Below are 12,014 nucleotides of genomic sequence, written 5' to 3'. Positions count from 1 at the left end.
CAGTTGTTCACATTGCAGACCCAGGTATGCCGCCGGCGCCGAGCAGGCCGGGCGAGCCGGTCAGCGTGCCGATCGCGGTGTCCAGCCGCTGGCGCCCGGCGGCCCAGCCGACCGAGGCCGGCTGCTTGCTCAACACGGCGACCAGGTACCGGTGGTTCGGGCCGACCATCCCGGTGCTATGCAGGTACATGTGGCTGCGGTCGATCATCCAGCCCTGCTTGGCCGCGACACCGCCGAGCCGAGGGTTGCGCAGCAGCCCGAAGGACTGGTTGAACCCGTCCGCGCCGGCGGGGCCGGCGGTGGACAGGCTCTGCAGCACGGTGTCGCGGTTCTGCGGGTTGAGCGAGGTCATCGCGTACTGGTAGACGGCGAGAACGTCCTGCGGGGAGAGCCGGGTCTCGCCCCATTCGCCGGGTCGGTCCGGCGGGCGGGTGTCGCGCAGCCCGGCGAGCGTGATCATCTCGCTCACCGTGCGCGGGCCGCCGAACTGGTGCCAGAGCGCGTCCATGGCCTTGTCGTCGCTGAGGCTGAGCGCGCGCTGGATCTGCGTGTGCTGAGCCGGGGTGAGCTTGGCCGCGCCTGTCTCGGTGCGGTGCAGGATGTCGACCACGGTGAACAACTTGACTACCGAGGCGGAGAAGAACGCGACCGCGCCCTCCTCACCGAGGGTGAGCTGGCCGGTGGTCCGGTCGAACACCGCGACGCCGTACTCGGCGCGCGACGACCTGCCCATCGCATCGATCCGGGCGATCGCGTCAGCGAGGCCGGCCGGTTGCGTCGAGGCTGTCAGGGCAACCCGCTCGGTCGGCTGCGCGGGAGCGGGCGCCCGGTGGTGTCCGTCGACCAGCGGCCCCGCGCAGACCAGCGCGGCCACGAGCAGGCTGGCGCAGGACAGGAGGAACGCGCGTGGACCCGGGCTGGATGGCCGGCCCCCGCTGGTCACCCGTCGATCGCGCATGAGCCCATTGGACGATCTCGGAGGGTGCCTGCATCATCACCGAACCAGGTGATCAACACACTCTGACGGGTGATTCGAGATCAAGGTCAAATCAATGGGTAACAACACGCCGCACGTTCGGGTGATGCGGACCGGAATTGCGCTGCTCAGCCGGGTTTTCGGCAGCGGAAGATGGCGGTGCCGGGGAAGAGCGCCCCACGCAGCGGCGACCACTGGCCCCAGGTGTCGGTGAGCTCCTCCGGCCACTCCGGCTCCACCAGGTCCTCCAGTTGGAGGCCGGCGGCCACGACGTCCCGGACCTGGTCGCCGAGGGTGCGGTGGTGCTCCACGTAGCTGGGCGCGCCGTGCTCGTCCACCTCGACGTACGGGGAGCGGTCGAAGTAGGACTGCGCGACGGTCAGCCCGTCGGGCCCGGGGTCGTCGGAGAACATCCAACGCATCGGGTGGTTCACCGAGAACACCCAGCGGCCACCGGGCCGCAGTACCCGGGCCACCTCGCGCATGACCCGCGCCGGCTCGGCCACGAACGGCACCGCGCCGAACGCGGAGCATGCCAGGTCGAAGCTGCCGTCGGCGAACGGCAGCTGCTCGGCGCCGGCCTGGACCAGCGGCACCGTGATGCCGGTGCGCTCGGCGGCCCGTGCGGCCTGGCGCAACATTCCGGCGGACAGGTCCAGCGCGACCACCCGGGCGCCCTGCCGGGCCAGCCACCGTGCGCAGGAGGCCGCGCCGCAGCCGACCTCGAGCACCGAGGCGCCGATCAGGGCCTCCGGTTCCCCGAGCAGTCGGGCGTCCGCCTCGCGGAGCCGCTCGGGGCACCAGACGAAGTCCGCGTCGCCCAGGAAGGGCCCGTGTTCGGCCTGGTAGTCGTCGGCGTCGGCATCCCACCAGCGCCGGCTGGCGGCGGCCGACGCCTCGGGGCCCATCGGTCCTCTGGCTACCGCCGCGATGCCGAGGCGTTTCTCGGTCGACTCCACTGGGTCCACGGGCGCATCTTCACCGGGGTGCTGGGCTGAGGAAGGTTCGGGCCCACCGTTGCCCCCCCGATCGGGTGACGCGTAGCATGGACGCGCATGGGTTTATCTGTAGCCCGAAAAATCTCGTCGCCGGTTCGCGTTGGACCGGGACGGGTTCCGGGTCGGCAGTTTCGCCCGCGCAAGCCTCAGTCCACCTGTCCACTCTCCATCAATCCATACCGGAGCAACCCACCGCATGTCCACCGACACCACCACCGTCTCGACCACCCCGCAGGTCGCAGTTAACGACGTCGGGACGGAGGAGGACTTCCTCGCCGCCATCGACAAGACGATCAAGTACTTCAACGACGGCGACATCGTTGAAGGCACCATTGTCAAGGTCGATCGGGACGAGGTTCTTCTCGATATCGGCTACAAGACCGAAGGGGTCATCCCCTCCCGCGAGCTGTCTATCAAGCACGACGTCGACCCGGCCGATGTGGTCAAGGTCGGAGAGTTCGTCGAGGCGCTCGTCCTCCAGAAGGAGGACAAGGAAGGGCGTCTGATCCTGTCCAAGAAGCGCGCGCAGTACGAGCGCGCCTGGGGCACGATCGAGGCCCTCAAGGAGGCCGACGAGCCGGTCGAGGGCACCGTCATCGAGGTCGTCAAGGGCGGCCTCATCCTGGACATCGGGCTGCGTGGCTTCCTGCCTGCCTCGCTGGTGGAGATGCGCCGGGTCCGCGATCTGCAGCCGTACGTCGGCCGCAAGATCGAGGCGAAGATCATCGAGCTGGACAAGAACCGCAACAACGTGGTCCTGTCCCGCCGTGCGTGGCTGGAGCAGACCCAGTCCGAGGTGCGCAGCGAGTTCCTCAACCAGCTGGCCAAGGGCCAGGTGCGCAAGGGCGTTGTGTCCTCGGTGGTCAACTTCGGCGCCTTCGTCGATCTCGGCGGGGTCGACGGCCTGGTGCACGTGTCCGAGCTGTCCTGGAAGCACATCGACCACCCGAGCGAGGTTGTCGAGGTCGGCCAGGAGGTCACCGTCGAGGTGCTCGACGTCGACCTGGACCGTGAGCGCGTGTCGCTGTCGCTCAAGGCCACCCAGGAAGACCCGTGGCGGCTCTACGCCCGCACTCACGCGATCGGCCAGATCGTGCCCGGAAAGGTCACCAAGCTGGTGCCGTTCGGCGCGTTCGTCCGTGTCGAAGAGGGCATCGAGGGCCTGGTGCACATCTCCGAGCTGGCCGAGCGCCACGTGGAGATCCCGGAGCAGGTCGTCCAGGTCGGCGACGACTGCATGGTCAAGGTCATCGACATCGACCTGGACCGGCGCCGCATCTCGCTGTCGCTCAAGCAGGCCAACGAGGGCATGACCACCGAGACGGAGTTCGACCCGACCCGGTACGGCATGGCGGCCGAGTACGACAACGAGGGCAACTACATCTACCCCGAGGGCTTCGACGTCGACAGCGGCGACTGGCAGGAGGGCTTCGAGAGCCAGCGCGAGGAGTGGGAGCGCCAGTACGCCGAGGCGCACGTCCGCTACGAGCAGCACATCACGCAGCTCAAGAAGGCGGCCGAGGCAGAGGCCGCGGCCGGCACCGAGGAAGGTGCCGTCGGTGGCGGCGGGGCAGCCCCGTCGAACTACTCCTCCGACAGCACCAGCACCGATGGCGGCACGCTCGCCAGCGACGAGCAGCTCGCGGCACTGCGCGAGAAGCTCTCCGGTGGCGCTTCCTGACTAGCAACACCCCGGCGCGCTGACGCCGGGACAGCCTGACTCATCCGAGCCGGGTGCTCCCGAGAAACTATCGGGGGTACCCGGCTCGGGTGGTTTAGAGCGCGGGACACCGGTCGGCGGGCCCGCGCGGGGCTACCGTCTGGCCGTGCGCTGGCGAACCGTAGCTGCCGGGGTCGTGGCCGTAGCCACGACCGCGGTCGTTTTCGGCGCGCTCGCCGGCTGCTCGAGCGACGCCGGCCACGGCGACTACGAAGAGACCATCCCGACCTTCGATGCCTCCCCGGGCGCGGGGGCGCGCTCGGCGGCGCCGGCCCGGGAGACGTTGCTGCCTCTGGACTGCACCGACGTGATCCCGGGCACGAAGATGTCGGCGCTGCTCGGTCAGCCGGTGGACAGCGTCGGGGTGCACACCGTGCTCGGGCAGGCCGCCCCCGCGGTCGGTCGGCTGGAGCGGGTCACCTGCCAGTACAAGCGGGCCGGTAACCGTGGCGCGGTCCCGGACGTCGAGCTGATCCTTGCGGCCTACACGACCCGCTCGGCCGCGGACAGTCAGCTGACCACCAACGTGGCCGCCGAGCGGCACGCGGCCCAGTCGGCGGAGAACCTGGCGATCGGCAGCGCGCGGGCGGTGCTGTTCGCCGAGCGGGGGAAGAACGTCCTCCTGGTCTCCAGCGGCCGTTCCTCGGTGAGCATGACCCTGCAGCGCGGTGTGATCGCGCCGAACCTCACCCGGTCGGTCATGGTCGACCTCGCCCAGCGGGTTCTGCCGAACCTCGCCCCCGAGCCGACCGGAGAGTCGCGATAGCGTCCCGGCCATGTTGCGGATCGGGCTGACCGGAGGCATCGGGGCCGGCAAGTCGACAGTTGCCCGGCGGTTGGTGGAGCTGGGTGCGACCCTGGTCGACGCGGACCTGATTGCCCGCGAGGTGGTCGAGCCGGGCAGCCCGGGGCTGGCCGAGGTGGCGGCGGCGTTCGGCGACGGGGTGCTCGACGCGGACGGCGGGCTGGACCGGCCCAAGCTCGGCGCGGTTGTGTTCGGTGACCCGGCCGCCCGGCAGCGGCTCAACGGCATCCTGCACCCGCTGATCGGCAGGCGGACCGCCGAGCTGGTGGCCGCCGCGCCGCCGGATGCGATCGTCGTGCAGGACATCCCGTTGCTGGTGGAAGGGACCATGAGCTCGGCGTTCCCCCTGGTCATCGTGGTGCACGCGACGATGGAGGAGCGGATCCGGCGACTGGTCGAGGACCGGGGGATGACGGCCGAGGACGCCCGCGCGAGGATCGCCGCGCAGGCCGACGACGCGGCGCGCCGGGCGGCCGCGGACGTGTGGCTGGACAACACCGGAACGCCGGGCGCGGTGCGCGCCGAGGTCGACCGGTTGTGGCGGGACCGGCTGGTGCCGTTCGAGGCGAACCTGCGGCTGGACCGCCCGCGCCCGCCGATGCCACCCCGGCTGGTCGAGCCGGACCCGGACTGGCCGGCGCGGTACGACCGGCTGGCGGCGCGGATCCGGACCGCCGTCGGCGACCGGGCGGTACGGGTGGACCACATCGGATCGACCGCCGTCGCGGGCTTCCCGGCGAAGGACGTACTCGACATCCAGCTCGGCGTCCACACCCTGGACGGGGCGGACGAGCGGGACGCGCTGCGCGGCGCCGGGTTCACCCTGTGCCCCGCGATCGTGGCGGACAACCCCAAACCGGCCGACCCGGACCCGGCGCACTGGGCCAAGCGGCTCTACGGCTCCGCCGACCCAGGGCGGCCGGTGAACCTGCATGTGCGCGCGGTGGACTCGTCCGGATACCGCTACGCGCTGCTGTTCCGAGACTGGCTGCGGGCCGAGCCGGCTGCGCGGGAGGAGTACCTGGCGACCAAGAGACAGGCGGCAGCTACGCACAGTGCCGATTCGGACACTTCTGGCTACGCAGAGGCAAAGGAGCCGTGGTTCGACGCCGCCCTCAGCACCGCTGAGCGTTGGGCGACACGCACCGGATGGCGGATACCGGAATCCGATGAGACCCCCCAACACGTCGGTATGGATTCGCCGAAGCTGTAACACACGCAGGACGTTCTCCGACACACTCGATGCAAGGCGGACGCCGGAACGGCGCCCAGGCCATGTGGAGAAGGGGCGGTCATGCCCCCAGAGCCGCCCTTCTCTCCGGTACCTGCAATCAGGGGGCGGCCTATTGGCGGCTAGGGGGAGTCACGTGGAGTACGGCAGGCAGCCGGAACCCGAGCCCGGGTACCAGGGCGCGACTGTGGCGATTGCACCAGAGCCCAGCTTGCGCGGGGAGTTCGGCGCGCACCTGGAGGCGAACTACCCCCGGCTGGTCGCACAGCTGTGCATGATCACACTGAATCCGGGCGAGGCGCAGGATCTGGTCCAGGACGCCTACGCGCGAGCCTGGCAGCGCTGGGCCGACATCCGTGAGCTGCCCGACCCCACCGGTTGGGTCCGGCAGATGGCGGTACGCGGTAGCACCCGGCGGTGGCGCCGGCTGCTGGCCCGCCTCGGTTTCGACCGGAGCCGGTCCGCTGACTCACCTTCGGACGACCCTCAGCATGCGGGCGTGCTCGACGCGCTGCGCCAGATCCCGCCCTATCGGCGCCGGGTCCTGGTGCTGGCCGACGTCGCGCACCTGCCGCTGACCGAGGTCGCCGAGATCGAAAGTATTGACACCGGGGTGGTCGAGGGACGCCTGGCGCACGCCCGCCGTGAGCTGAACGAGTTCATGGCGTTGCGCCCGCAGACCCAGCCACCCGCCGCGAACTGGGAGGACATGTGACCGGGAACGTCAACCTCGGGGCCGCCGCGCTGCGTCGGCTGGACGAGGACCTGACCCAATCCGTCATGCTGCCCCCGGTCGACGCCGTCATCCGGCGGGCCAGCTCGATGAACCGCACCACGACGGCCGCCACGGCGGCTGTGCTGACCGTCGGCGCGCTCGGCGCGGTCACCGTGGTCGCCCAGTCGGTGGTGTCCGGCGCGGTGCCGCTGCCGGCTCCGGTGGCGCTCTCGGCCGCTCCGCCGCCCGCGCTGACCACGGCGCCAGGCGGACCGGTGCCCGCGATCGCGCAGGTGCTCAGCGCCGGCGAGCAGCTCGTGCACCTCAAGCCGGGCGTCGCGGCTCCGGCCGGCTCGCGCTCGCTGGCCAGTGGTGTGACCGTGCTGGCCCCGGGCACCCGGTACCGCACCGAGGAGGCCGACCCGGTCGACCTGACCGACGACGACAACGACAACGACAACTCGGACGACCACGACGGTGGCTGGAACGGTGGGCACCACGGCGACGGTGGCTGGAACGGTGGGCACCACGGCGACGGCCACGGCGGTCACAACGGCGACGGCGACCACCCCGGCAGGCCCGGCGATGGTGACCACCCGGGTAAGCCGGGCGATGGTGACCACCCGGGTAAGCCGGGCGATGGTGACCACCCGGGTAAGCCGGGCGATCCTGGTAACCACTGGCCGGGTGGCCCCGGGAACGGTTGGCCCTGGCCGGGCGGTCCGGGCAATCAACACCCGCACCCCAAGCCTCCGGGCACGGATCCGGGCGGCGGCAAGGACCAGGCACCGCCGAACGGCCAGACACCTGTCATCCTGCCGGCTCCGGTTCCGCCCAAGCAGGACTCGACTCCGCCTAAGCAGGATCCGGCTCCGGTGAAGCAGGATCCGGCTCCGGTGAAGCAGGATCCGGCTCCGGTCAAGCAGGACTCGGCTCCGCCCAAGCAGGAGTCGGCTCCGCCTAAGCACGAGAGCCCGGCTCCGGTCAGGCACAACAACCCGGCGCCGGCCGCGAAGCCGGACCCCCCGGCAGCGCAGCCCAGGCCCGCGAGGCCGAGCGGCTCAGGTAGCGGTGCGGGCGGGGGCAGCGGTTCCGGTAGTGGGGGCGGCGCCAAGGAGTCGGCATCGACGCCCAGGACGCACGAGTCCCCGTCGGGTCGTACCGGCGGCGGGTCGGGCTCGGGCGGCGGCGGCTCCGAGTCGCGTGGTGGCGGGGAGTCACGCGGCGGCGGCGGCTCGCGCGGCGACGGCGACGGTGGCGGTGGCGGTGGTGGCGCCAGGAGCCATCAGACCGTGGGACAGCCCGCGCCGGCGGCGGCCGAGCCAGTGATCGCCCGTCGATCGGGTCAGGGTGGCCAGCCCGGAGCGGTTCCGCCGGCCAAGGCCGATCACTGAGCGGTTCCGACACATGACGCACCAGGTACTGGGCGGCAGCGAACTCCGCTGCTGCCCAGTCCGTTTTCAGTGTCTGCGCCAGGTCAACCGGATGCCGAGGGTGGACAGCCAGGAGGCCAGGTCGTGCTGGTGCGCGCTGAGCCCGGCGAGCACCCGGTAGCTGTTGGTCAACGCGCGCTCGGCGGCGGCGGTGTCCAGGAGCCCGTTGGCCACGGCGTCCACGTACTCGTCCAGGTCGAGGACGGTGCTGACTCGCCCGGTGAAGACCACGATGTCCAGGTAGTGATCCACCGTGCGCCAGATCGAGCCGTCCGGGCCGTCCCGCTCGATGTCCACGATGTCGATGTAGAAGTCCTGGTCGCGCTCCTGGCCGGGGTGCCACCACCAGTCGGTGACGCGGATCCCGAGCGCGGGCAGCAGCCAGGACTCGACGCGGGCGATCCGGGGGTGATCCTGGACCGCCCGATCCAGGTAGAGCCCGAAGGATTCGGTGTGATATCGGTCGACCGGGCGAACAAAACCCTTGGGATCGGTGTTGGTGCAGGCGTGCACGTCGAACGTCTCGAGCTTCGGCGGGTGCATCGGCACCGATCCTGTCAGACGGAAGGCTTACTCTCGATACCGTGGCATTCGCGACTGAATACCCTGTCCTCGCTCACTCGGACGCCCGCCCCGTGGAGTCGATCCCTCGCGAGAACGGCCGCTTCGAGGTGGTCAGCGAGTTCAAACCGGCTGGCGACCAGCCGGCCGCGATCGAGGAGCTGGAGCGTCGCATCCGGGCCGGCGAGGAGGACGTGGTCCTGCTCGGGGCCACCGGCACCGGGAAGTCGGCCACCACGGCGTGGCTGATCGAGCGCCTGCAGCGGCCCACCCTGGTGATGGCGCCGAACAAGACGCTGGCCGCGCAGCTGGCCAACGAGCTGCGCGAGATGTTGCCGAACAACGCGGTCGAGTACTTCGTCTCGTACTACGACTACTACCAACCCGAGGCCTACATCGCGCAGACCGACACCTACATCGAGAAGGACTCGTCGGTCAACGACGACGTCGAGCGGCTGCGGCACTCCGCGACGATGAACCTGCTGTCCCGTCGCGACGTTGTGGTGGTCGCCTCGGTGTCCTGCATCTACGGCCTCGGCACCCCGCAGTCCTACCTGGACCGTTCGGTGCAGCTCGACCTGGGCGACCAGATCGACCGGGATGCGCTGCTCCGTGCGCTGGTCGACGTCCAGTACACCCGCAACGACGTGGCGTTCGCCCGGGGCACCTTCCGGGTGCGCGGCGACACCGTGGAGATCATCCCGGCTTACGAGGAGCTGGCGGTCCGCATCGAGTTCTTCGGTGACGAGATCGAGGCGCTGTACTACCTGCACCCGCTCACCGGGGACGTGGTCAAGCAGGTCGAGTCGGTGCGGATCTTCCCGGCCACTCACTACGTGGCCGGTCCGGAGCGGATGGAGCGGGCGATCCGGGACATCGAGGCCGAGCTGGAGCACCGGCTCGCCGAGCTGGAGCGCCAGGGCAAGCTGCTGGAGGCACAGCGGCTGCGGATGCGTACCCAGTACGACCTGGAGATGATGCGCCAGGTCGGGTTCTGCTCCGGTATCGAGAACTACTCCCGGCACATCGACGGCCGCGGTGCCGGCACGGCGCCGGCCACCCTGCTCGACTACTTCCCGGACGATTTCCTGATGGTCATCGACGAGTCGCACCAGACGGTGCCGCAGATCGGCGGCATGTACGAGGGCGACATGTCCCGCAAGCGGAACCTGGTGGAGTACGGCTTCCGGCTGCCCTCCGCGGTCGACAACCGGCCGTTGACCTGGGAGGAGTTCGCGGACCGGATCGGCCAGGTGGTGTACCTGTCGGCCACTCCCGGCCCGTACGAGCTGCAGCGCAGCGGTGGCGAGTTCGTCGAGCAGGTGATCCGGCCGACCGGCCTGGTCGACCCGAAGATCGTGGTCAAGCCGACCAAGGGCCAGATCGACGACCTGGTGCACGAGATCCGCGAGCGCGCCGAGAAGGACGAGCGGGTGCTGGTCACCACGCTCACCAAGAAGATGTCCGAAGACCTCACCGACTATCTCCTGGAGCTCGGTATCCGGGTGCGCTACCTGCACTCCGAGGTCGACACGCTGCGCCGGGTGGAGCTGCTGCGGCAACTCCGGCTCGGCGACTTCGACGTCCTGGTGGGCATCAACCTGCTGCGGGAGGGCCTCGACCTGCCCGAGGTGTCTTTGGTGGCGATCCTGGACGCGGACAAGGAAGGCTTCCTGCGCTCGGGTACGTCGCTGATCCAGACCATCGGCCGGGCGGCGCGGAACGTGTCCGGCGAGGTGCACATGTACGCCGACAAGGTCACCGACTCGATGCAGTTCGCGATCGACGAGACCGATCGACGCCGCGCCAAGCAGGTCGCCTACAACACCGAGAAGGGGCTGGACCCGCAGCCGCTGCGCAAGAAGATCGCGGACATCCTGGACCAGGTGTACCGGGAGGCGGCCGACTCCGAGGACGCCGTGCCGATCGGTGGCTCCGGCCGCAACGCCTCGCGCGGCAAGCGGGCCGCCGGCGAACGCGGTCGGGCCAGCTCCGGCGTGGTCACCGGCCGCGACACCGCGAACATGCCGAGGGCCGAGCTGGCCGACCTGATCCAGCAGCTCTCCGACCAGATGCTGGGCGCCGCCCGTGACCTGCAGTTCGAGTTGGCCGCTCGGCTGCGGGACGAGATCCACGACCTGAAGAAGGAGCTCCGGGGCATGGACGCGGCCGGCGTGGGGTAGGCCATCCCGAGCCGGATTCGGCGGCGGCGATACGGTAGTGGCCGAGTTTCGTCCGGACTGATGGAGTGGGGAAGTCGAGCTGTGACCGCTGTTGGCACGTTACGCGGCAGGGCCGGCAGCCTCGGGAAAACGCTCCGGGAGCACCCGAGCCGGATCTACGCGCTGTCCCTGCCGGTGCTCGCGGGGTCGATCCTCGCGCTGGCGATGAGCCTGGGCGGTCACTACCTGGATCTCGAGGTGTACCGGCTGGGCGTGCGGGCCTGGCTGTCCGGCGGCGATCTGTACGGCGCGCTGCCGGCGACCAGCGCCGGCATTGCGCTGCCGTTCATCTACCCGCCGTTCGCCGCGATGATGATGGTGCCGCTGACGGTCACCGGGTGGGGATTTGCCTCCGCCGCGGTGTTCCTGGCGTCGCTGGTCTCGCTCGGCATCACCCTGTACGTGGTCCTGCGGCGGCTGTGGCCCACCGGGGGGCAGGTCGGCGCGCTGGCCGCGACCTCCGCGCTCGTCCCGGTCTGCCTGCTGCTCGAGCCGGTGGCCCAGACGTTCGGCTTCGGCCAGATCAACCTGGTCCTGATGGCGATGGTCGCGCTGGACTGCCTGATGGTGCGGACGAGGTGGCCGAGGGGCGTGCTGATCGGCCTGGCCGCCGCGATCAAGCTGACGCCGGCGGCGTTCGTGCTGTACTTCCTGCTGCGCCGGGACTACCGCTCGGCGGTGGTCGCGGCGGTCACCGGGGCGGTGGCCACCGGGATCGGCGCGCTGGTGGCGCCGGCGTCCTCCGAGCGGTACTGGGGTGGCGGGCTGTCCGGGCCGAGCGGGGTGAGTGGCTCCCCGTTCTTCACGAACCAGACCTTCCAGGCAGTGTTCGCCCGCGCTGGGATCGTCGGCGCCGAGAAGACGATCGGTTGGGTGGTGCTCTCCGTCGCCCTGCTGTTCCTGGCCGCCCCGGTGATCCGGCGCGCGCCGCAACCGCTCGCGCTGATGGTGACCGCCGGTTTCGCGCTGCTCGTGTCGCCGACGTCCTGGTCGCACCACTGGGTGTGGATCGCGCCGGCCCTGCTGGTCGCCGGTGTCTCGGCCTGGCGGGCCCGCTCGTCGCTGTGGGCGGTGGTCACCGTTGTGCTGGCCGTGACCTTCGTGGTCGCACCGTTCCAGCATCTGCCGCATGACAATGGCCGCGAGCTGACCTGGTCGGTCCTGCAGCAGGTGATCGGGGCCAGCTACGTGATCGTCACCGTGGCGGTGTACGTGTTGCTCTGGCTGACCTGGCGGGATCGGCCGGCGGTGCCTTCCGGCGTGCCGACGGCTGTGGCCGACACCGGCACGGCAGGTTCGCGGGAGTCGTCAACGGGCTGAGCAGCTCGTCGAAGGGCTGCGTCGGTCGAAGGG

10 protein-coding genes are annotated in these 12,014 nt (G+C 70.4%); 7 read left to right on the top strand and 3 right to left on the bottom strand.

The genetic code is table 11. The features are described 5' to 3' along the window. Positions 1-7: 7 nt before the first annotated feature. Positions 8-943, bottom strand: a complete 936-nt coding sequence (locus ACTXG6_RS35670) for a serine hydrolase (RefSeq protein WP_445183730.1) — start codon at positions 941-943, stop codon at positions 8-10. 161 nt (positions 944-1,104) lie between these two features. Then, on the bottom strand, positions 1,105-1,884 hold the full coding sequence (locus ACTXG6_RS35665; protein ID WP_445190189.1) for a class I SAM-dependent methyltransferase: 780 nt from the start codon (positions 1,882-1,884) through the stop codon (positions 1,105-1,107). Between the two features lie 286 nt (positions 1,885-2,170). On the opposite strand from ACTXG6_RS35665, the gene rpsA reads away from it, so the two are divergent. The 5 genes from rpsA (at position 2,171) to ACTXG6_RS35640 (ending at position 7,839) form a co-directional block, all read left to right on the top strand. Further along, positions 2,171-3,655 carry a 30S ribosomal protein S1 gene (gene rpsA / locus ACTXG6_RS35660; RefSeq protein WP_445183729.1) on the top strand — a complete coding sequence of 495 codons (1,485 nt, stop codon included), beginning with the start codon at positions 2,171-2,173 and terminating at the stop codon, positions 3,653-3,655. A 175-nt stretch (positions 3,656-3,830) separates the two neighbouring features. Then, positions 3,831-4,460 (top strand): hypothetical protein, encoded by a 630-nt coding sequence (locus tag ACTXG6_RS35655; protein ID WP_445183728.1) that lies wholly within the window; start codon positions 3,831-3,833, stop codon positions 4,458-4,460. Positions 4,461-4,470: 10 nt separating this feature from the next. Next, positions 4,471-5,712, top strand: coding sequence for a dephospho-CoA kinase (coaE, locus tag ACTXG6_RS35650; RefSeq protein WP_445183727.1), 1,242 nt, complete (start codon positions 4,471-4,473; stop codon positions 5,710-5,712). A gap of 205 nt (positions 5,713-5,917) precedes the next feature. Further along, positions 5,918-6,445, top strand: coding sequence for a sigma factor (locus ACTXG6_RS35645; RefSeq protein WP_445183726.1), 528 nt, complete (start codon positions 5,918-5,920; stop codon positions 6,443-6,445). Then, positions 6,442-7,839, top strand: coding sequence for a hypothetical protein (locus ACTXG6_RS35640; protein WP_445183725.1), 1,398 nt, complete (start codon positions 6,442-6,444; stop codon positions 7,837-7,839). The genes ACTXG6_RS35645 and ACTXG6_RS35640 overlap by 4 nt, the downstream gene beginning before the upstream one ends. A gap of 66 nt (positions 7,840-7,905) precedes the next feature. On the opposite strand, the gene ACTXG6_RS35635 is transcribed toward ACTXG6_RS35640, so the two are convergent. Continuing rightward, on the bottom strand, positions 7,906-8,421 hold the full coding sequence (locus ACTXG6_RS35635; RefSeq protein ID WP_445183724.1) for a DUF402 domain-containing protein: 516 nt from the start codon (positions 8,419-8,421) through the stop codon (positions 7,906-7,908). 41 nt (positions 8,422-8,462) lie between these two features. Between ACTXG6_RS35635 and uvrB the strand changes: the two genes are divergently transcribed. Then, a complete protein-coding gene (uvrB, locus tag ACTXG6_RS35630; protein ID WP_445183723.1) occupies positions 8,463-10,622 on the top strand; it encodes an excinuclease ABC subunit UvrB in 2,160 nt (719 codons plus the stop codon). Between the two features lie 81 nt (positions 10,623-10,703). Continuing rightward, on the top strand, positions 10,704-11,981 hold the full coding sequence (locus ACTXG6_RS35625) for a glycosyltransferase 87 family protein (protein WP_445183722.1): 1,278 nt from the start codon (positions 10,704-10,706) through the stop codon (positions 11,979-11,981). Positions 11,982-12,014 lie beyond the last annotated feature (33 nt).

Source organism: Pseudonocardia sp. Cha107L01, assembly GCF_052566575.1.
The sequence above is the reverse complement of the archived record's forward strand: the minus strand, read 5'-3'. Positions and strand labels throughout refer to the sequence as shown.